The organism is Brevibacillus antibioticus, from assembly GCF_005217615.1.
GTDB lineage: Bacteria > Bacillota > Bacilli > Brevibacillales > Brevibacillaceae > Brevibacillus > Brevibacillus antibioticus.
Map to the genome: position 1 here is coordinate 4,480,731 of NZ_SZNK01000001.1, position 20,917 is coordinate 4,501,647.

Sequence of the window (20,917 nt, forward strand, 5' to 3'; positions counted from 1 at the left end):
AAGGGAGAGAGCTTTGACAGCTCATCTCCCTTTTTTATTTAGTCCTTCATGCGCAAGAGTCTCATGCTGTTTAAGATGACTAGCAAGGCGGCTCCCGTGTCACTGAGCACCGCCAGCCACAAGGTTAGATAGCCTGGGAATATCAGCACGAGTGCAACCAGCTTCACGATGATCGAGAACCAAATGTTTTGCTTGATAATCGAGAGTGCTTTTCTGCTGACCTTCATCGTGTGCGGCAGCTTTTCGAGGTTGTCAGCCATCAGTACGATATCCGCGGTTTCCATTGCCGTATCGGTGCCAGCTCCACCCATGGCAATCCCCAAATCAGCTGATGCGAGAGCAGGCGCATCATTGATCCCGTCCCCCACCATGGCGACGACCTTGCCTTCTTGCTGTAGGCGTTTGACCGCTTCTACCTTATCTTGTGGCAGCAGCTCTGCAAAATAACGGTTCACACCAGTCTGACTCGCTACTTTTTTCGCCGTCCCCTCATTGTCACCAGTCAGCATTACGATGTCTTCGATACCTGCGGCCTTGAGCTTGCCAATAGCACTAACCGTAATCTCACGAATGGTGTCGGCAACCGCAATCATCCCGATCAATTTCGTTGCGGTACCGATAACTACCAGTGTATTTCCTTCACTCTGCAACGACTCTATTTTCATTTGCCATGCAGACAGATCGACTCCCAGCTCTTGAAACAGGGCGGGCTTCCCTGCATAAAATGTTTCGGTTCCGATGACAGCGCTCGCCCCTTTTCCGACGATCGCCTTGAAATCTTGCCCACTCTGGGAAGCAATCTGCTTTTGTTTCGCATAGGTGAGAATCGCTTGTGCAATCGGATGGGAAGAACGCTCTTCAATCGTTCTGGCGATCGACACTACTTCGTCCTCGCTTCCCTCCATCTCGATCACCGCTGCAACCTGTGGTTTTCCTTCCGTCAATGTACCCGTTTTATCGAAAGCAATCGCGGTAATCGCTCCTGCTTTTTCCAAAAACGTACCACCTTTGATCAGGACGCCGTTTCTCGCTGCATTTCCAATCGCGGACACAATCGCAACTGGCGTGGAAATGACCAGTGCGCACGGGCAAGCAACAACCAGTAGCTCAAGCGCTCTGTAAAACCATTCTCCCCAGGTACCGAGTCCGAGTAATGGCGGGAATACGATCACGAGCAAAGCCAGCACGAGCACGATTGGTGTGTAGATCGTAGCGAATTTGTCGACGAATGCCTGCGTAGGCGCTTTTTTCTCCTGCGCTTCCTCCACGAGGTGGATGATTCTGGCAATCGCCGTATCCTCCACCAGCTTTGTCACCTTGATCTCCACCGCGCCGCTTTCGTTGACACTCCCTGCAAAAACACTGTCACCGACCAGCTTATCTACAGGAATTGATTCACCTGTAATCGGGGCCTGATTGACGCTCGATGTCCCGTGTACGATCACACCATCCAGCGGGATTTTCTCTCCCGGCTTCACTACGATGACTTGACCGACAGCGATGTCCTCAACTGGCTTGCGGCTAAGAGACTCCCCTTCTTTGACCCATGCTTCAGGCGGAGCCAAATCCATTAGATTGCGTATGGAGTCCCTCGTTTTTTCAATCGACTTGGTCTGTAACAAGGTTCCGATGGAAAAGAGCCAGACGACTGTCGCTCCCTCCAGCCACTCCCCGATTAATGCTGCTCCAACAGCCGCAACAGACATCAATACGTTCATATCCAGGGAGCCGCTTTTGATCGAGTAAAAAGCACTTCGCGCAGGTCGGTAGCCGCCACTCATGATTGACAACGCATAGAGCACAGTAACGACCAGTGGAGATATGCTAGGCAATAAGGAACCTAGAAAACCAAGAGCCAACAGCACACCGGAAATCGTCGTCAGTGCCGTCCCTGCTTGATCCGTTTTCGGTACTGCTTTAGCAGTGCCTCTCGTAAGCAGCATGGCACTGTAGCCAGCCTTGGCGACTTCCTTGACCACCGCATCTTCTCCCAGTCCATCCGCGACGAGCTGCATTTTACCCGTGGAAAAGTTCACGTTTACCTCTTTTACGGCAGGCAACGTCTGCATATGCTTTTCCAGCGATTTGGCACACGAACTGCAATCCATACCTGTAACGCGATAGACAACAGCCTGTGAAGAAAGAATGCCTGCGCTTTCTGGTTCCGCAGCCGCAGGCTCGAGAACCGTGAGAATTTTACCCGCATGCGTATGCTCACTTCCGCATTGATGCCCACTGCAACACTCTTCTTTTTTTCGTTCTTCTGCCATCTGTTTTCACCTTTTTCCAAGCATCTATTTTGCCCAGCTTCAAATGAAATCAATCCACAAACATTCAAACAAATATTTAATTATTATATTATCGCATCCTTCTGGTTCGTTCAAGAATTGATTGGAATATTTCGCCCATTTTTTACAGATTGAGAATAAGAAAAAAACCCCTATTACTAGGAGTCTTGTTACTTAGGACGAGTTTCTACAGGTGTTGGGGTGGTCTGCCAACGCTCCCCACAGTCCAGACATTTGCACTTGATTACTTTACGCTTTTCTAAGGCTAGACGAACGGCAAACAGGATAAAGGCCCCTGATAGTCCGAGGAACAAAAAGATGACAGGAGTCCCTTTCACCGAAATGCCGATCAAAGCAAGCACTGCCAAAACCGCTACATAAATGGTTATGTATAATGGCTTATTAATCGATTCCGTGAAATCAATTTTTGCAGACCGGCACTTCGGGCACTTTGGTTGCGCACTCATGGTATTCTCTCCCCATTTCTTGGATCATGTTCATCTTACACGAAAACAGAGGGGGACACTACACTGCCATGAAAATGTCGTTTTTCCTTTTCACTTTCTCTGCGAATGTCTATAATAGTAGGACATTGTAGAGCATGAGGTGATAGTTACAGTGGATGACATCTGTGAAATCCAATGTTTTGATGAGGAAAAAGTAAATCGGTTAAAGCCGTTCGCCACAGAATCAGAAGGGGTAGCAAAAATCTTCAAGGCGTTGGCCGATGACACCCGCGCCAAAATCATTCACATCCTCTCGATGGAAGACGAGCTCTGTGTCTGTGATGTGGCTGCTATCATCGGAAGCTCGATCGCTAACACCTCCCACCATCTGCGGCTTCTTCGCAACATGGGACTGGCCAAGTACCGCAAAGAAGGAAAGCTCGTTTTTTACTCGTTGGATGATGACCATGTACGCCATCTCATATCTGCGGGGATTGAACACGCTAAAGAACAGAAAACCATTGTCCGAGCTACCTGATTGCTCGGGCTTTTTTGTTACTCAGGCATTCTAAACATTTGATTAACTATGGCGGTTTACACTCGTTTTCCGGGTAAACCGCTGCCTGACCGCCTCTATTCCCACAAATATAAGAAAGTAACCTATCGCAGCAAACACAAAAATCGTTGCCTGCGGATAAAACAAGGCCGCCTGCGGATCAACACTTATTAGCCATGGAAAAAACACAGGCACATAGCCGATGACCGCATATCCCCCGAAACGCACAGCGTATTTTTTCCACCCGTTCAAGTGTGACCTACTCACTAGCCAGTCCACGAATACCGACAGCCATACGAAGACAATCAGGTTCATTGCCATACTTAGGAGCACACCCAGCAAATACTCTTTTCCAAACCCGTACGGCGCGCTTGGATCACGATACATGTAGATGATCAACGCAGCATACAGACCGGTAAAGAAAGGGGATATGACTGCGGCGAGGACACGCATGCCGATATTCATGGAAATCACTCCCTTGCTTCGCTTCGTTATGATTCGTTTGTCTTTTACGCAGTAGGATGCTCACCCGTCGGTAGGCTGACTGTAACCGTTGTCCCTTCGCCTATACGGCTTTGAAGATGTATGCTGCCTTTTGCGACCTGCACAATTTTTTGCACGATAGAAAGACCGAGACCGCTTCCCGTTGCTTCTCGATTGCGTGACTTGTCTCCTTTGTAAAAACGGTCAAAGACATGCTCCTGCTCTTCTTCTGACATGCCGATCCCTGTATCCCGAATGGTCACGACGATTCGCGTATCCTTTTGTATCGCAATGGAAATAGAGCCTGCTATTGGTGTGAATTTGATACTGTTCGCAAGTAGGTTCATCCATACTTGATTGAGCAGCTGCTTGTCACCCACGATGAAGGTCTCCGGTAAAGTCAGCTCCATCGCGAGCTTTTTTTGTTGCCACTGATGCTCCAAAACTAAGAGGACTTGCCTGATCTGCTCATCCAGACGAAAACGTGTCGGTTCGTACAGACCTGTCTCTTTGTCCAGGGAAGCGAGCGTCAACAACTGCTTGCTCAGGGAAGACAGCCGCCTGCTCTCCTCTTCGATGATAGTCAAGTACAACTCCCGCTGATCGCTTGTCACACCACCACTGCGGATGGCTTGAGAAAAGCCTTGGATCGATGTCAATGGAGACTGGATTTCATGAGAGACATTGGAGACAAACTCTTGGCGCATCTCGTCGAGTTGTTTGAGTGACTCTGTCATCCTGGCAAAATGCATGGCCAAATCGCCAATTTCATCCCGGCGAGAGATGTCCAAGTGGATATCGTACTGCCCTTCTGCCAGCTTTTTAGTCGCATGGCTCAGTTTCTCGATTGGCTTCACCAAATAACGGGTAAATGTCAAAATCAGGATTAAGCTAAGCACAAACATCGCTGCCAGCAGCAAGGCAAACATAATGTGCACCTCACCAAACTGCTGCTCAATATTTGGCCGTACAAACAGGGCGTATTTTTTCCCTTCTGCTGTAAGTGGCAAGCCAATGCTGTTTGTTAACGTGTTTTCAAAAAATCCGGTCACAAACAAGCCGTGCTGTTCTTCTGTAATCCCTCTGTAGGTCTCACCCGCCAACACTTTTTGAATAATGGCAGGCTCTATCTGCTGATCGCGAAAAGGTGCTCCGAACTGGCTTGCAGCACCATTCTCATCCACGAGATACAGCTGAAAATTCAAATTGGCGACATGAGTCATAAAGGCGGGCAGGTCGAGCGACGATTTATGCTCATACAAATCAATCATTTGCTGTCCGATGCTCATGATTTTTTGTTCATTATAAGCGCGCAGATTGCGTTGATAATACTCATTTGCCAACAAAAATCCAAGTGTGCCGCTGATCAGTACAATTGCGACGAAGGTAAGAACGACCCGGACGTAGAGAGATTTCACTGGCCTCGTACCTCCAGCTTGTAGCCTAAGCCGCGAACTGTAGAAATGACAAAGTCATTTGTTTTCTCCGTAAATTTCTCTCGCAGCCGCTTAATATGCACATCGATCGTACGACTATCGCTCTCGGTATCGCCGCCCCACACGAGCTCCAACAGTTGATCTCGGGTAAAGATCCGATCAGGAAAACTGGCAAGCTGGGCAAGCAGTTCAAATTCCTTTAACGGTAAATGAATCAACTCTTCTTTTACCTTCACAACATGGCTGATCCGATCGATGACAGTATCGTTCATGACGATGATTTGTTTGCTGACCATCTGATAGCGACGCAGCAAGGCCTTGATGCGGTACAGCAATTCAGTAGGCTCAAATGGCTTGGTCAAATAATCATCCGTCCCCGCCAAAAAACCTTTTTCCTTATCCCGCACCTCTCCTTTTGCCGTTAGCATGATGACAGGAAGGTCGTAAAATTCCCGTATCTCCCGGCACAGCTCCCAGCCGTTTTTGCCTGGCATCATCACATCCACGATGGCGAGCTGGACAGATTCCTGTTCCAATAGCTGCGAAGCCTCATTACCATCCACACACGTCAAGACGTGGTATCCTTCTTTTGCTAAATAAAACCGCAATAGCTCACGTACATGTGGATCATCATCTGCAATCAGTATCGTCAGTTTCATTAAGCTGGCCCCCTTGCTACTCCGCGCTCTAGTTCTCTTGCTTCATCATTATTTTGAATAATACTCACTTGTCGATCCTCCTGCAAATCGTCAATGGCTTGTACCTACGTGGATCAATAGTAAAGAAGCAATATGAACAAGAGATGAATGAATACTGCTTGCTCTTGCAGACTCTTACACATCTGATTAAATCTGCGGGAAGCATACGCTTTTCCCGGAAAAACAACTGTTTGCGCACACAAAAAAAGCGGCAGACACTCAGGTCCGCCGCTATTGTTACTCATCGATTACTTGCGAAACTTCTCTGTAAACCACGCAGCCGAAGCCTCTACTTCCTTCACCGTTAGCTGATGACCATACGAATCCCAATGCACAGTCACGTCAGCACCTGCTTCTGTCAGTAGTCGATTCAGCTCCTCTGTCTCTTGTGCCGTACAGATCGGATCATTCGTGCCCGCTCCGATGAACACTGGAATGGCTGACATATCAGGCAGAGCGATCCCATGGCGAGGAACCATGGGGTGGTAAAGAATCGCCCCTTTTAGCGGATTCGGGTAATGGAACAGGAGACTACCTGCGATATTCGCCCCGTTGGAATAGCCGACTGCCACGATATTGTCTCGCTCGAACTGATACGTAACCGCCGCCTGATCCAAAAACTCATGCAGCTCCTGCGTGCGGAAGACCAAATCCTCTTCGTCAAAAACTCCTTCTGCTAGGCGTCGGAAGAATCGTGGCATGCCGTTTTCGAGAACATTCCCACGGACACTCAGAACAGAAGCGCCTGGATAAATGCGATCGGCCAGTGGCAAGAGGTTGTTCTCATCTCCGCCTGTTCCGTGAAGCAGCAACAGTGTTGGTGCTTCTGAATCGGTTCCTTTTTGAAAAACGTGCTTCAAATTCATTACTTATCTTCCTCCAACACTCTGACTGTAATCGGCGGCAAGCCTTGCTCAATCTGGGCACGACGTGGCTCATACCACTCAGGGAGCATCAGTTTTTCACCCAATGTCTCAAATGGCTCATCTCTTTCAAAGCCTGGAGGATCTGTTGCAATCTCAAACAAAATCTCGCCCGGCTCGCGGAAGTAGATGGCGTTGAAGTATTGACGGTCGATAATATCCGTCGGATGGAGACCAGATTGAGTCGCGCGCTGCTGCCACAGTTGGTGATCCTGATCATCTATGGCACGCCATGCGATATGGTGGATCGTACCTGCACCACCTGCTCCTCTTGGTATCGGCTCGGCATTCACGTCAATGACATTGCCCAAATCACCGTGAGCCCGGAAACGGACAAGGCCGTTTTCTTCGCCGACTCTGGTTAGTCCCATCAGTCTCTCGAGAACATCCATGGTGTGGGCTGGAGCCATGCTGTACAAGATCGCTCCGCCGAAGCCTTTGATCGCCTTGTCAGCCGGCACTCCGCCAAAGGACCATTTGCTCGCTGGGCCGCCTTCACGTTCCACGATCTCCAGCTGTAAGCCGTCTCTGTCCGTAAATTGCAGATACGTTTCGTTAAAACGCTCTACGCGGCTGTACTCGATTCCGAATTTTTTCAGTCGATCCTCCCAGAAGGAAAACGCCCCCACCGGAATCAAGAAAGTCGTATAGCCAACCTGCCCACCGCCAACGCGTCCGCGGCGACCAGTTTCCCACGGGAAAAAGGTGATCGCAGTACCTGGACTGCCGACCTCATTCCCGAAGTACAGGTGATATACATCTGGTGCATCGAAGTTGATCGTTTTTTTCACCATGCGCAATCCGAGAAACCCTGCATAAAAATCAACGTTATTTTGGGCGCTTGTGACAAATGCCGTGATATGGTGAATTCCTGCTGTTTGCTGTGTCATTTTGAATAGCCTCCTCAAATTTATTATTTACTTGCTTGGAATGTGTTGTAGCTCACGAACTCTCCAACTGGCTTGCGGTACCCTCTGACACGCTGGCTGGATGTATCTTCTTTTCCAATCGTGATCATCAAAGCTGGCACAAAGCTGTCCGGAACCTTTGCGATCTCTTGGACGGCCACTGGGTCGAATCCGATCATCGGGCACGTATCCCAGCCTTTATCCTTTGCAGCGAGCATGAACAGCATTGCGGACAAATTAGCATTGCGGATCGCTTCATCACGCTTGAACTGCTCTCCTCCTGACTCGTGCATCGCTCTGACAGAAGAATTGTTGTGGTCGTACTCGCGTTGATCCATAATTCCTAAATGAAGAAGACCTTCATTGATGCGCTCTACGCTTTGGTACGCTTCCTTGTCTCCGAATACAAGCACAACTGCCGAAGCGGTCTTTACCTTATATTGTCTATATGCCGCTTCATATACACGCTCTTTTACTTCTGGATCAGTAATAACCACATAGTGGGCGTGCTGCAAATTGAATGCAGATGGCGCGAATTTGACCAGCGACATGATTTCATCGATCTCAGCAGGTGTTATCGTTACGTCCGGTAGAAACTTGTTTGCGGATCTTCTATTTTTTACAAGGGTAGTGAATTCACTCATGGGACTTCCTCCTCGATTTTTTCTATTTCATTCATTTTCTAATATCTTAAATTAAAGATAATATCGTAAAAAAATGTTCCTGCTTGGGGAAGTAGGATGACGATGTTACAAAAATTAATATCTTGAATTTAAGATAATTATAGGACTAAAATTCTCCCTTGTCAACAACCTAAGACCAGAAGAATGAAATCTCTTCCAGCCCCAGGAATTTGTCAGTTTTCGTACCAGTAAAGAGCATACTCGGTCATAACAGAAGGATACCCCATTTGGCGCAGCATCGCCGTTATGTTTCCACGATGATAGGTTCCGTGATTGACCACTTGCATGATGATTTCTGCCAAGCTCGTATCGCGTATTCTCGTGTACGGGTTATCAAGGACAATGCGCCGCTCCAAATCTTCTTCTTGGCTGAGAAAAGCTCTGAATTGCTCGACTAGCTCGGCATACAATTGCTCTACTTCCTCCAAGCTTTTTCCCGTAATTTTCTTCTCTTGCTGCCATGTCTCATTCATGGCCATTTGCATATCCATCCCCTGCAATATGAGAAGCCAGGTTTGATCCACCATATAAATATGCTCCATCACTTTTGCCACGGTCGGAAAAACGCTTTGGACCTCCTGCTCGTAAACATCTTCCGGAAGTTCCTTCAAGCGATTCATTAACGTTTGATTCGCCCACGCGTGAAAGTCATACATGTTTTTGGCATAGTGCGTCATGATAAAGCCCCCCTTTTTGGTTCGTCGATAGCTCTATCATAGACCCTCTTCCCTGACAAATATGGTCAGTGTTACTTCCCTTGCGCCCCTATTTTCCGATTCAGCTTTTCGAATGCCGATGCTAGCTCTTCCTTCGGGATCATCGCATACCGATCGCCAATACTTACCTCAAAGGAGCTAGAAGATTCGTCGTCCTGTCTTACATAATGCGTGAAGCCAATACCTGTCTCTTCACTAAGTGAAACCATGATACGCTCGAGCTCTTCTTTCGGTAAATCTGCGTGCACATGAAACATGTTGGACACAGGCAAGATCGGTCTCGTGGATATCCCCTGGCATTGGTTGTACAATCCCGCCAGCTCTTTTGCATGTTCGTAATATTGACCGAATTTATGTTTTCTCTGCTCAAAATGGTATTCTGCCGTGACAATATACGGGTACAAGCTAATCAAGTCACCGCCATGGCGTCTTTTCCATACCTTCGATTGCTTCGTGAAATCTTCATCCCCAGCCAGGATCGCTCCGGCAATTCCGCCTATCCCTTTGTAAAAGGAAACGTACACGCTATCGAACAATGCGCATACCTCATCGGCTGACTTCTGGTAATACGGCAGGGTTTCCAAAAGTCGGGCACCATCTAGATGAAGCCGAATTCCTTTTTCCCGACAATAACGGGAGATCGCCTCCAAATCCTCATACGGGGGCAACTGTCCGCCAATCTCACGCTGTGGCAATTCCAGCAACAGGCACGCGATATCATCGTCCATGCCGAGAACATCGTCCAGTCCAATCACGCTGTCTTTATCCGCCAGCAAGACCGCCTCGATCTGATGCAGCTCCTTGAGCCCATCCTCCTCGTGGATCTCCAAGTGGCAGAGCGGATGATAGGCGACCTTTTTGATTCCCTTCTCATCGCACCAGATGCGTAACGCGATTTGTTGGGCCATCGTACCGCTGGGAAAGAATACGGCAGACTCTTTGCCCAAATATTCGGCCATCTTGCGCTGAAAATTCTCGATGAGTTCGCCTGCTCCATACATATCACCCTCCACATTCCCATCCACGCTGGACAGGACCTGCTGCAATTGATGGAGGTCTCTCTTACTGTGCCCGGCGATTTGATAAGTGGTCTTTTTAAATACTTCCTTCAAGGTTTTCGTATCGCTCATTTTGGCAGGGCTCCTTTTTTCAAAAACTCCCATGGAAGTGGTCTTTATTCTCGGATGCCGATGCTTCTTCCTTCTAAAGATATCACATTTCACAAGCAGCTTATGTCGTTTGTTGTTTGACGTACTGTTGGCGATATTCACTCGGGGTCTTACCCGTCATTTTTTTAAACACCGTGATAAAATACGGCGTATTCGGCATTCCCACCAATTGCGCAACATCCGCGATCTGGTTGTTCGAATGAGCCAGCAGCTCTCGTGCCCTTTCTATTCGCTTTTTCTGGATGTACTCCACGGGCGTCATATCCATGAGTCGCTTAAATGTTCGCTGCAAATGAAACGGACTGCCATGGCACACATCAGCCAAATGCTCCAACGTCAGCTTTTCGTTATAATGAGAATCAATATACTGTGTAATTTGTGCCACCCACTCACGATCAGGCAACCTCTCTCCCGTGGGCTTACAGCGTTTACATGGCCGAAATTCTTCCCGCATAGCTTGGTTTGCATTTTGGAAAACCCGCACGTTCTCCCTCTTTGGCGGCTTCGACTTGCACGACGGTCTACAAAAGATCTTCGTCGTTTTTACCGCATAAAAAAATTGATCATCGTAAGACACATCGTTATGAATAATGGCCTGCCATCGCTCATCGGTCACCCGTTCCTCCAACACATGTCATCTCCTTTGCCATAGCCGTTTTCGAATCGCTTGCTCTTACCGACAGTATACCCCCACACTGCGTGATCCGTACTGCTAAAAGATTAAAATAGCAAGATAACGAAATGACAGGATCGCTTTTATTGTTATAAAACTAGGAGGAAGTCAGACAGGAGGTTTTCGCATGACAAGCAGTCTATCACACGAGGCTTGGGTCGATAATAGAGAAGAAATAATCTTGTCCGTACCTGCGGAATTCAGTTTTTCGCAAAATCTTCAATACTTGTCCAGAGCATCCAACGAATGCATGTTTCACATTCAAAACGGGCGCCTTTACAAAGCCATCCCAATTGAACAAGATTCACAAGTGGTCGAAATTCACGCAGATAACGAGCAAGGATTGACTGTGCGTTTTCTCAGCCCTTCGCTTCCCACTGAACAAGTCCGGACGGAGGTAGCACGCTATATCCGCGATTGGTTCGATCTCGATCGAGACCTGGTTCCGTTTTATGAGCTTGCCGCAGGAGATGCTCTTCTACAGCAGTCCGTTGAGAAGTTTTACGGGCTGCGGACCATGGGTATTCCCGACCTGTTTGAAGCGCTCAGTTGGGGAATCATTGGACAACAAATTAATCTGACCTATGCGTACACGCTGAAACGCCGGTTGGTAGAGACATTCGGAAGACAGGTAGAGTTCGAAGGACAGACGTATTGGCTTTTTCCCACAGCGGAAAAAATCGCCGGATTATCCGTCGCTGATCTGGATGGATTGCACATGACGACCAAGAAATGCGAGTATTTGATTGACGTCGCACAACTCATCGTTGAAGGGAAACTATCGAAAGAGCTATTATGGGACGGAGGAGATTATCAGACCGCGGAGAAACGATTGACCAGCATCCGCGGGATTGGACCGTGGACGGCCAACTATGTGCTCATGCGTTGTCTGCGAATTCCTTCTGCTTTTCCCATTGATGATGTCGGCCTGCACAATGCGATCAAATTTTTACTTGGCAAAGAAAAAAAGCCGACAAAAGCAGAAATACGAGAGCTATCCAAGGCTTGGACGAATTGGGAGTCGTACGCTACTTTTTATTTATGGCGTTTTCTTTATTAATCAAAGGAGGTTCTATCCTATGCTAAAAATAGGTTCGCACGTATCATTCTCCGGTAAAGGACTGCTGAATGCCGCCCAAGAAGCAGCCACCTACGGCTCGAGTACCTTTATGATCTACACGGGTGCACCGCAAAACACCCGCCGCAAGCCGATCGAGGACCAGTACATTACGGAAGGCAGAGAAGTAATGGCGAAGCAGGGCGTGGATGAAATTGTCGTACATGCCCCGTACATTATTAACTTGGGCTCTTACAAGGACGATACCTACGAGCTCGCTGTCCGCTTTCTGCAAGAAGAGATTCGCCGGACCGACTACATTGGCGTCAAAAATATCGTGCTACACCCTGGCGCATACACCGACAAGGATGCAGAATACGGCATCGCCCGGATCGCGGAAGGCTTGAATGAAGTTCTGACAGGCGTCAAAGACACCGAAGTGAACATCGCGTTGGAGACGATGGCGGGTAAAGGGACGGAAATCGGTCGCAGCTTTGAGGAAATCGCGGCCATCATCGAGAAAGTAGAAGACAACAGCAGGCTGACCGTCTGCATGGATACTTGCCACATTCACGATGCTGGCTACGATATCGTCAACGACTTCGATGGCGTCTTGGAACAGTTTGACCGGACAATCGGCTTGGACCGTCTCGCCGTTGTTCACTTGAATGACAGCAAAAACTTCCGCGGGGCAGGCAAAGACCGCCATGCGCCAATCGGTGCGGGACTCATCGGCTTTGATGCGATGCATTACATCGTGAACCACGAGAAAATCCGCCACCTGCCACTTGTACTGGAGACACCTTGGATCAGCAAAGAAAAAGGCAACGAGCGTCCGATGTACGAAGCAGAAATCGCCCTCCTGCGCGGGGAAGTGGACAAGCGCTTCGGCGACGAATTCATGGACCATGTGGAGCGCCTCGATTTCTTTTTCCGCAAACAAGATGTCACCAGACGCGAGTATGTGATTGGAATTTGGGAGCTGCTCAAAAACGACGCGAAGGCAAAGAAAGCCGATGGCCGCGAGCCGATGGAGCGCCTGTACGATATGGTGAAGGAAGCGAGATTGTTCCCTGAGCTTACCGAAGAGCAGATCAACCATCGCTTGAGTGCCTACTTCGCGGTTCCGAAATTCTCGTAAGGTAAGAACACTACATGTAGGCTGACCGTGGCTTCCTCCTTTTGGAGTGAAAACAACACATGACCAATAGAGGGGGAGCCATATGCCTACACCGAAAAAGCCAGCACCTCCAGATGCTGACTCTGCCAAAACATACACCCTGCTCGGAGCTGATCGTTCCTTTTATCAAAGTGATACTCCGGGTACATTGGGGGGCTATCGACCACGCACAATATACGGCCGACTGGATTGCCCCTCTGCTATCAGAGCTATTACGCGAGGCGGTTATGTCCGGCATCGCGTTTTTTTTGCGGATGAAGCTACTGCTATTGCTGCGGGGTATCGACCTTGCGCTGTTTGTTTACGGGAGAAATATTTGTTGTGGAAAGCGATGCGAGCGTAGATTTAAAGAGTCTTTCCATTTCGTTCATTTCCTCGCTTGAAATTCCCTGTGATTTTCGCGAGGTGTAATTGTACCGTTTTGTCATCTTCCGCTGCCTTTATTTTATCTAGAAATCTTTCCGCTTCCTTCCCCTTTAACGTTTTTACCAGCTTCCCTTGATAGTCGATGAATACCGTCTGATCTTTTGCTACTCGATAGTGAAAGGGATTTTCGTCTAAACGATTTCTTTTATCAATCCGGCTCATTTGCCAGCCTCCTGCGCTCTCTATAGAACACCTGCGGGGATTCGAAAGAGTACATAGTTGCCTGTCCACATTTGTGAGGTAATGATCAGCTTCTCGCTCCCCCGTTCAAAAAAGTATCCGGCTCCATCTTGTTGGATAAAGGTCCAGCCTTTTTCTGTCACCGCTCGTTTCATCGCTTCCGCCGCTGTAGCTTGATTTGCTTGCGGCCCATACCCATACCAATCGACGTTTTCCTCCGTTGTCAATTTGACGATGGTTCCCGTGTTTTCGCCCAACAGTTCCGTCACTTCTCTTTTGGACTTGGATTCGAATGGTAATGAAGGATACCCGATCAGAGAAGCATTCGCGATCATGATGAAACAAAGGTACAAGAAAAATAGGAGGAACAAAACTTTCACTCGCTTGTTCATGCCCATGCAACTACTCCTCTTCTTCAAAAATAGCAACAGGACGCGCCCATCCCGCACTTGCTCCCTTCACTTTTACAGGGAACACAGAAACGGTAAACCCGTAGGGCCTCGGCAATTGCTCCAAATTCGCCAGCTTTTCAATTTGGCAATACTCCTTCTCTTTTCCCACATAGTGGGCCGCCCATAAAACGCCATCGCGCGGATTTTGTTTATAATCAGCGGCTTGAACGGAAAACGGGATATCCCATCCCCACCCATCGGTTCCCATGACCTTGATTCCTTGATCGATCAACCAATGTGTCGCTTCGGCGGATACTCCCGCATGTGATTGAAAATAGTGTTCTTCATAGTATCTTTTATCCGCGTCCGTCCTGATCAGGACAATATCGAACGGTTTTAGTTCGTATTGGATTTGGGCGAGCTTCTGTTTTACATCATTCACCGTGATCTCATAGCCAGACGGCTTTTCACTAAAATCAAGCAGGACACCATCTCCGTAGAACCACTCCAACGGCAACTGATCAATCGTTTTCGCTGGCTCTCCCTCTGAAGTAGGCCAGTAATGCCATGGTGCATCGACATGTGTTCCCGTATGTGTCGTGAGTGTCACTGTTTCACTCGCCCAAGCCTTCTGTTCGGGAAAATCCGTTGGTTGCAATCCGAAATACTGGGCGGCTTGGACAGCCCCTTCTTCATGACTATTGTATTGAATCTCAGGTGGGAACGGTTCTTTTGCCAGACGATCAAGAGGCACACTCAGATCAATGAACCTACGTGCTTTTCTGTTCATAGCAGGATTCCCTTCTTTCTCCCTTTGAGTTTTCTGTATTTTCAATCAACCCTACTGTACTACCTGCCTTCCACCATCGTCAAATGAACACAAGCAAAAGGCCAGTACCTCCTCGTCTATACAGGTACTGGCCTTCTTCATGGGGATTCTATGGGAATTTGTACTTCTATATACGTATCGCCCCCATGTGGGGATTGCAGATAGTTTTCTCTGCCTGGCTGATCTTTTTTGATCCGGTATTGATTGCGCTCTATCCATTTTGCCAAGTCAATACAGGCCGTAGAAGGAACGAATGGCTCTACGCGTTGGACCAGGGTGGCCATCATCGGCTCCTCTGGCAGCATACGTACTTCCAGCTTGTCGGATGGCAAGGCAATGTCCTGTTTGAGTACATAGCCGATCTCTAATTCGAATGCCGTCTCGTCTCTCTCCGACTCTTTCCACAAAACGATGGGGGAAAGCATCCCTCTCTGCTGCTTGCCTGCATAATGAGCCAGCTGATCAAAAAGCATCGGAATCTCCTCTACGGTACCTTCTGAACGAAATGAAACAACTTTTTGGGCTTCGACTTGTTTAAAGACAACCTCTTGTTCTATGTACCCCTTTTGCTCGATCGAAAGCAGACGCTCCTTGATTCGATTCAATCGTGCTTGCTCCTCCTCAAGTAGCCGTTCCATCTCCCTTTCTTTTTGCCTGAATATGCCTTGTAGTTGGTCTATGGACATTTCTTCATGCAGCAATTGCTGAATTTGTTGCAACGTAAATCCCAAGTCCTTGTACATGAGGATTCGATTAAGCGTAACCAATTGCTCTGCTGCATAAAACCGATAGCCAGTCTCTTTGTCGATATCCGCTGGCTTTAAAATGCCAATTTGGTCATAAAAACGAAGCGTTTTTAGGGACACTCTGCTCAATCGGGAAAATTCACTGATCTTAAACATGGAAAAACCCCACTCTATCGTCCCCTTGACTTTCCCCTGTACGGGAACGTTTATAGTTGAAAAAAATCATGCTTAGAAAAGGAGCAATGCGAAATGGATTACGACATTTTTCACTTGGGAGATGTTCGCTTGCAGTCAGGAGTGACACTACCGCATGCATTTATTGCTTACAAAACGTACGGCACGCTCAACGCAGCCAAGGATAACGTCATTATATTTCCTACATCGTTTGGAGACCAGCATTACCAAAACGAATGGCTTATCGGGGAAGATAAGGCTTTGAACCCGAATCAATATTTTATCATCATTCCCAACATGCTCGGCAACGGGCTATCGTCCTCCCCGAGCAACACGGCAAGCCCGTATGATCAGTCCCATTTTCCACACGTTACGATCTACGATAATGTCGCAGTTCAGCATCGACTCATTACGGAGAGGTTTGGCATCAAAAAAATTGCGCTGGCAACTGGCTGGTCGATGGGGGCCATCCAGGCTTTTCATTGGGCGGCACTCTACCCAGATATGGTCGAAAGATTGGCTCCTTTTGCCGGAACCGCAAAAACATGGCCGCATAACATCGTCTTGATCGAAGGCATCCGAGCAGCATTGCAAGCCGATGTAGCTTGGAATAACGGGCAATATACAGCGCCTCCCGAGGTGGGCTTACGTACCTTGGGCCGCGTTTATGCGAGTTGGGGGTTTTCACAGCCATTTTACCGAGAGGAATGCTATAAAGCTTTGGGCTATGAGACACTTTCCGAATTTATCTCGGGATTTTGGGAGGAGAGCTTTGTTCCTTCGGATGCAAATGACTTGCTGGCGATGATGTGGACGTGGCAGCATGCCGACATTAGCCAAAATGATAAGTACAAGGGAGACTTTGAGACAGCGTTACGAAGCATCCAGGCACGAACGGTTGTGATGCCCGTACGGACTGATTTGTATTTCACGCCAGAAGACAGTGAATATGAGACGAAGCACATCCCTAACGCTACCTTTAAGCCGATTGAATCAATCTGGGGACACTTGGCTGGGTTTGGACTTAACCCAGTCGATACCGCTTTTATTAATAACACGTTAAAAGAACTGTTGGGAACGAACTGAAAATACGAAGTAGAGGGACACCTATAATGGTGCCCCTTCCTTATTGAAAGGTACATCACTTCATCCTTATCGTAACATCTGGAAAGCGCTCCACAACATCTAAATAGGAAGCATTTGGATCACCTTTAAGATTCCGGTCCAGGAAGGCTAGCGATACTTCGTTAATAATGGTGTGATTGCGCCGCGCTTCAGGACAAATTGCTTCCATCAGTGGTGAATACAGAGGAAAATCTGTAAAGCTGAGATGCCCCGCCTGCAAGATATCCAACTCTACACCTGATTGAGCTAATACTCGCTCTCGCCGCCCTTCTTCGGCTAGATTCATCTCCGGGGAATCCTCCAGTTCTGGTAATTTGAAGCCTCCGTTCATAATCATCAGCGGTTTCGTTAATGGTTTGTCACGATCCTCACCGTACAAGTAGCCATCCATATTAATACCTGCTTTAAATGCAGGATTTTTGTATAGAACATCTACCGCAGTTGCACCCCCAAAGGAGTGACCGATGATGCCCACATTGGAAAAGTCAGCTCGATGGGCAAACGGACTCTCCGTTACACTTTCACTCATATCCATAAGCTGCTGAAGGGCAAATTCGATATCCTGCGTCTGCTCCTTGATAACAGGAATAGAAGCATGATTCTGTACGTTGTATTCCATAGGGAGATGAGAGCTCGTGTCTATGAAAGGAGCATAGCTGCCATCTGGATAAACAGACAGCATCGCCGTCCCAGGATGCTCGACCGCCGCTACAATATAACCGTGGCTGGCTAATTCAATCGCTTGAAACGTATTCGTAAAGCGGCTACCTAGCATATTCCCGTGCGATAAGAAAATGATTGGTGCTTGTTTTACGTCTGGGGCGAAGGAAGTTCCCGCGTAAGTATGCGTCTCCACCTGTTCGAGGTAGCTCAATACTTTCCCAGAAAATCCGTACTGTTCCTCGATTGCTTTGGCAAACGCCGGCAGGTTGGAAATGTATTTACCTGGAGTAGCAGAAGATGAAGAATCAGCTGGATACCAGATCTGCACATTGATCTTTCTGGACGTCCCGTCACTCCCTATGCGAGAGTTGTCCGGCCATGTGTAGGTAACCGTTCCTACTCGATAAGCGCCAGTTGGTCTCTCAAAGGAAAAGACAGGTAACATAAGTGGCAGGCAAATGGCGAGTGCGCTCAGTAGAAAAGCCGGCACACTGAGTAAAATAGACTTCTTCCATTCTCTATCCCTTATCATGTTCCGGTAAGCCCTGGCTCCGTACATACATAGGGCGATTAGTGCAATCAAATAAGCTAGCCCCATTTGCCAACGCGCATTTTCAAAAATTAGGTGAAACAACCCTGTTCCGACCAGCAAAATAGGCATTCCCCATAGAAATAGCCGCCCTGGAGCTTTCCGAGACCAAATTAAGTACCACAATGAGCCTATAGCCAAAATGACAAACACAACTTCAAAAATCCGCATATCGATGCAGCCTCCTTCACACAGATAATTAATGCAAATTAATATTTAATTAAACTTAAATATAGGGCACGGGTTAGCCAAGACATCCGCCCCTCTCCTGATGCCCCAGCCGCTCACCCTTGTTTCGTCATTATTCAACTGTCTTCGGCGTCTGCTCTTCCTCAATAATTCTCCGGAACTTCAACATTATTTCCTTTAGCGCTACCAAATCTTCGTAAGGAAGTTTGGAATAGAAGCGCTCTATGATCGACAATTCAATCTTGCGGCTTGTTTCGATATAGTTCACTCCGGCAGTATCCAGCTCCACAAAAATTTCCCGGCGATTCCCAGGGTTAATCGAACGTTTGACTAACTGGCGCTTTTCCATCTTGTTCAACATTTGGCTGACTGCACTTGCCGTGATGTCCATATGCTTTGCCAGTTCACCAGTGAGCAGTCGACCGCGATCATGCAACAAGTTAATCATAATAATCTGGTTACTCGTAATCGTCTCATCCAACACATCCGCGTATTCTTGCGTCAGCATCACCTGGCAAGCATACTCGATTTCGTTTAGCTCCCGGATAAAAGCGACGAGCTCTTCATTCATTTAACCACCACCAATAATTAAGTTAACTTAACTATTAAGATAAACGATAATCTACGACTATGTCAATCTGGTGTGTTCAAATCCCAGCTTGCTTCACATAAAATGGAAGTACGAAAAAGGAGGGATCTCTGAATGGCTACCTTAACGTATCATGTTGCCGTTTCGCTAGACAATTTCATTGCCGATCAAGCCATGATGGACGGAAATATCGACAGCACTCTCTTTTTATTTGAGGGCGAACATGTACCGGATTTTTTATCTGAAATTCAGGAATATGATGCTGTCCTGATGGGCGCCAAAACGTACGAGTTTGGGTTTAAATTCGGTGCCAAGCCCGGCGAACCAGGCTATAAGGGGATCAAGCATTATATTTTCTCAAGCTCCATGCAGTTTGAGTCCAATGCAGAAGTCGAGCTGGTCAAAGGCGATGCCATCGAATTTATCAAGAATCTCAAACAGCAAGAAAACGGCAAGCTGTGGCTATGTGGGGGCGGTGAATTGGCAGGAGCGTTACTGACACATCAACTGATTGATCAATTAGTGCTGAAAGTGAATCCGGTGATGGTCGGTGAAGGTGTCCCGCTATTCGGAAGTCTGAAGCCACGTCTCAAACTCGAGTTAGTGGACATGAAGCAGTACGTGAACGGCGTAACGAAGCCTACTTATAACATTTTTTATATTTAATCTTGCTTACTAAGAGAAACGGGACCGCATTATTCGGCCCCGTTTCTTTTGAGAAATTACAGCGTAATCTTAACAGATTTTGATTACGTTACGTCCTGTAGCTCACGAACTGGAACTTCTGCTGCCAGTTTTGCTATTTCAGGATGTTCCCCAGCTCCAACACGACCGGACAATGATCGCTTCCCATCACCTGTGAGTCAATTCCCGCCCCGAGCAACGATGGAGCCAGTCTCTCAGACGCAAGAAAATAATCAATACGCCACCCGATATTCCGTTCCCTTACCTTCGGCATGAAAGACCACCACGTATATGCATCTGTCTGATCCGGATAAAAATATCGATAGGTATCCACAAACCCGGCTGCCAGCAAACTCGTCATCTTCTCACGTTCTTCTGGAGTGAAGCCAGAATTATTGCGATTGGACTTCGCATTTTTCAAATCAATCTCTTGATGGGCGACATTCAGATCTCCACAAACCACCACGGGCTTCTTCGCATCTAGCTGCAATAAGTAGTTCCGAAACCGCTCCTCCCATTCCAGCCGATAATCCAGTCTTGATAGATCGCGCTTCGCATTCGGGGTATATACCGTTACCAGATAGAAATCCTGAAACTCCAGCGTAATGATGCGTCCCTCAGGCTCATGATCTTCCTCCAAGCCATAGCGCACAGATAGTGGTTCCATTTTTGTAAAAACAGCCGTTCCGGAATAACCCTTTTTCTCTGCGTAGTTCCAATATTGATGATACTCCTCGCCGATCTCCAACTCGATTTGACCTTCTTGTAGCTTCGTTTCCTGCAAACAAAATATATCAGCATTCGCTTCTTTGAAGTACTCGTAAAACCCTTTGTTCACGCATGCGCGAAGTCCATTTACATTCCAAGAAATCAATTTCATCATCGCTAGTCTCCTCGTCGCTATTCGTTAGATTCCATGGTACACTATCTTTGTTTTCAATTACAGGAGGGTACAATGATGGACATTGCAATGGGCATCGCATTCCTGAGACTTCGTTAAAATCGACAAGACCCCATGTAAGCTCAGCCATTTTCAAAAACGGAATCCTTGTGGACCCAACTACCGTGAAGGTGAATGAATCCGGCTTAGATTTCCTTGCGATTTTTGCAAATAC

General features: G+C 47.6%; 24 protein-coding genes. 6 read left to right on the forward strand and 18 right to left on the reverse strand.

Features of this window, described 5'->3' with window-relative positions; all coding sequences use genetic code 11:
- Positions 1 to 38 precede the first annotated feature (38 nt).
- Entirely contained in the window at positions 39 to 2,270 is a 2,232-nt protein-coding gene (locus E8L90_RS21475; protein ID WP_137031303.1) for a heavy metal translocating P-type ATPase, read from the reverse strand.
- 188 nt (positions 2,271 to 2,458) lie between these two features.
- Positions 2,459 to 2,755 carry a hypothetical protein gene (locus E8L90_RS21480; protein WP_137031304.1) on the reverse strand — a complete coding sequence of 99 codons (297 nt, stop codon included), beginning with the start codon at positions 2,753 to 2,755 and terminating at the stop codon, positions 2,459 to 2,461.
- Positions 2,756 to 2,906: 151 nt separating this feature from the next.
- Here E8L90_RS21480 and E8L90_RS21485 point away from each other — a divergent pair, with 151 nt between their 5' ends.
- On the forward strand, positions 2,907 to 3,272 hold the full coding sequence (locus E8L90_RS21485; RefSeq protein WP_012684083.1) for an ArsR/SmtB family transcription factor: 366 nt from the start codon (positions 2,907 to 2,909) through the stop codon (positions 3,270 to 3,272).
- A gap of 42 nt (positions 3,273 to 3,314) precedes the next feature.
- On the opposite strand, the gene E8L90_RS21490 is transcribed toward E8L90_RS21485, so the two are convergent.
- The 9 genes from E8L90_RS21490 to E8L90_RS21530 all read right to left on the reverse strand — a co-directional run bounded on the left by E8L90_RS21490 (position 3,315) and on the right by E8L90_RS21530 (position 10,937).
- Positions 3,315 to 3,755, reverse strand: coding sequence for a hypothetical protein (locus E8L90_RS21490; protein ID WP_137031305.1), 441 nt, complete (start codon positions 3,753 to 3,755; stop codon positions 3,315 to 3,317).
- Between the two features lie 44 nt (positions 3,756 to 3,799).
- A complete protein-coding gene (locus E8L90_RS21495; protein WP_137031306.1) occupies positions 3,800 to 5,191 on the reverse strand; it encodes a sensor histidine kinase in 1,392 nt (463 codons plus the stop codon).
- Positions 5,188 to 5,868, reverse strand: a complete 681-nt coding sequence (locus E8L90_RS21500; RefSeq protein WP_137031307.1) for a response regulator transcription factor — start codon at positions 5,866 to 5,868, stop codon at positions 5,188 to 5,190. The genes E8L90_RS21495 and E8L90_RS21500 overlap by 4 nt, the downstream gene beginning before the upstream one ends.
- Positions 5,869 to 6,155: 287 nt before the next feature.
- Positions 6,156 to 6,773, reverse strand: coding sequence for an alpha/beta hydrolase (locus E8L90_RS21505; protein WP_167497615.1), 618 nt, complete (start codon positions 6,771 to 6,773; stop codon positions 6,156 to 6,158).
- Positions 6,773 to 7,720: a ring-cleaving dioxygenase gene (locus E8L90_RS21510; RefSeq protein ID WP_137031308.1), complete on the reverse strand. Its 948-nt coding sequence runs from the start codon at positions 7,718 to 7,720 to the stop codon at positions 6,773 to 6,775. Before E8L90_RS21510 ends, E8L90_RS21505 begins: the two co-directional genes overlap by 1 nt.
- A 23-nt stretch (positions 7,721 to 7,743) precedes the next feature.
- The gene (locus E8L90_RS21515; protein WP_137031309.1) at positions 7,744 to 8,382 is read right to left on the reverse strand and encodes a nitroreductase family protein; all 639 of its coding nucleotides are present in this window, start codon (positions 8,380 to 8,382) and stop codon (positions 7,744 to 7,746) included.
- Between the two features lie 212 nt (positions 8,383 to 8,594).
- A complete protein-coding gene (locus tag E8L90_RS21520) occupies positions 8,595 to 9,098 on the reverse strand; it encodes a DinB family protein (protein ID WP_137031310.1) in 504 nt (167 codons plus the stop codon).
- Between the two features lie 71 nt (positions 9,099 to 9,169).
- Positions 9,170 to 10,267 (reverse strand): threonine aldolase family protein, encoded by a 1,098-nt coding sequence (locus E8L90_RS21525; protein WP_137031311.1) that lies wholly within the window; start codon positions 10,265 to 10,267, stop codon positions 9,170 to 9,172.
- Positions 10,268 to 10,367: 100 nt separating this feature from the next.
- Positions 10,368 to 10,937, reverse strand: coding sequence for a bifunctional transcriptional activator/DNA repair enzyme AdaA (locus E8L90_RS21530; RefSeq protein ID WP_137031312.1), 570 nt, complete (start codon positions 10,935 to 10,937; stop codon positions 10,368 to 10,370).
- Positions 10,938 to 11,106: 169 nt separating this feature from the next.
- Between E8L90_RS21530 and E8L90_RS21535 the strand changes: the two genes are divergently transcribed.
- The 3 genes from E8L90_RS21535 (at position 11,107) to E8L90_RS21545 (ending at position 13,559) form a co-directional block, all read left to right on the forward strand.
- The gene (locus E8L90_RS21535; protein WP_137031313.1) at positions 11,107 to 12,039 is read left to right on the forward strand and encodes a DNA-3-methyladenine glycosylase 2; all 933 of its coding nucleotides are present in this window, start codon (positions 11,107 to 11,109) and stop codon (positions 12,037 to 12,039) included.
- 19 nt (positions 12,040 to 12,058) lie between these two features.
- Complete coding sequence (locus tag E8L90_RS21540; protein ID WP_137031314.1) at positions 12,059 to 13,177, forward strand: deoxyribonuclease IV; 1,119 nt, start codon at positions 12,059 to 12,061, stop codon at positions 13,175 to 13,177.
- A gap of 82 nt (positions 13,178 to 13,259) precedes the next feature.
- Complete coding sequence (locus E8L90_RS21545; RefSeq protein WP_137031315.1) at positions 13,260 to 13,559, forward strand: Ada metal-binding domain-containing protein; 300 nt, start codon at positions 13,260 to 13,262, stop codon at positions 13,557 to 13,559.
- A 2-nt stretch (positions 13,560 to 13,561) separates the two neighbouring features.
- Here E8L90_RS21545 and E8L90_RS21550 read toward each other — a convergent pair whose 3' ends face one another.
- The 4 genes from E8L90_RS21550 to E8L90_RS21565 all read right to left on the reverse strand — a co-directional run bounded on the left by E8L90_RS21550 (position 13,562) and on the right by E8L90_RS21565 (position 15,945).
- Entirely contained in the window at positions 13,562 to 13,804 is a 243-nt protein-coding gene (locus E8L90_RS21550) for a hypothetical protein (protein ID WP_137031316.1), read from the reverse strand.
- A 20-nt stretch (positions 13,805 to 13,824) separates the two neighbouring features.
- Positions 13,825 to 14,214, reverse strand: a complete 390-nt coding sequence (locus tag E8L90_RS21555) for a hypothetical protein (RefSeq protein ID WP_244297346.1) — start codon at positions 14,212 to 14,214, stop codon at positions 13,825 to 13,827.
- A 10-nt stretch (positions 14,215 to 14,224) separates the two neighbouring features.
- Positions 14,225 to 15,004 carry a cyclase family protein gene (locus E8L90_RS21560; protein ID WP_137031318.1) on the reverse strand — a complete coding sequence of 260 codons (780 nt, stop codon included), beginning with the start codon at positions 15,002 to 15,004 and terminating at the stop codon, positions 14,225 to 14,227.
- A 137-nt stretch (positions 15,005 to 15,141) separates the two neighbouring features.
- Positions 15,142 to 15,945: a MerR family transcriptional regulator gene (locus tag E8L90_RS21565; protein WP_137031319.1), complete on the reverse strand. Its 804-nt coding sequence runs from the start codon at positions 15,943 to 15,945 to the stop codon at positions 15,142 to 15,144.
- Between the two features lie 93 nt (positions 15,946 to 16,038).
- On the opposite strand from E8L90_RS21565, the gene E8L90_RS21570 reads away from it, so the two are divergent.
- Positions 16,039 to 17,049, forward strand: coding sequence for an alpha/beta fold hydrolase (locus E8L90_RS21570; protein ID WP_137031320.1), 1,011 nt, complete (start codon positions 16,039 to 16,041; stop codon positions 17,047 to 17,049).
- A gap of 55 nt (positions 17,050 to 17,104) precedes the next feature.
- On the opposite strand, the gene E8L90_RS21575 is transcribed toward E8L90_RS21570, so the two are convergent.
- Positions 17,105 to 18,511, reverse strand: coding sequence for an alpha/beta hydrolase (locus tag E8L90_RS21575; protein WP_137031321.1), 1,407 nt, complete (start codon positions 18,509 to 18,511; stop codon positions 17,105 to 17,107).
- Positions 18,512 to 18,641: 130 nt separating this feature from the next.
- On the reverse strand, positions 18,642 to 19,100 hold the full coding sequence (locus E8L90_RS21580; protein ID WP_137031322.1) for a MarR family winged helix-turn-helix transcriptional regulator: 459 nt from the start codon (positions 19,098 to 19,100) through the stop codon (positions 18,642 to 18,644).
- Positions 19,101 to 19,232: 132 nt separating this feature from the next.
- Between E8L90_RS21580 and E8L90_RS21585 the strand changes: the two genes are divergently transcribed.
- Positions 19,233 to 19,784, forward strand: a complete 552-nt coding sequence (locus tag E8L90_RS21585; protein ID WP_137031323.1) for a dihydrofolate reductase family protein — start codon at positions 19,233 to 19,235, stop codon at positions 19,782 to 19,784.
- A gap of 133 nt (positions 19,785 to 19,917) precedes the next feature.
- On the opposite strand, the gene E8L90_RS21590 is transcribed toward E8L90_RS21585, so the two are convergent.
- Complete coding sequence (locus E8L90_RS21590; RefSeq protein WP_137031324.1) at positions 19,918 to 20,682, reverse strand: exodeoxyribonuclease III; 765 nt, start codon at positions 20,680 to 20,682, stop codon at positions 19,918 to 19,920.
- Between the last annotated feature and the right edge of the window lie 235 nt (positions 20,683 to 20,917).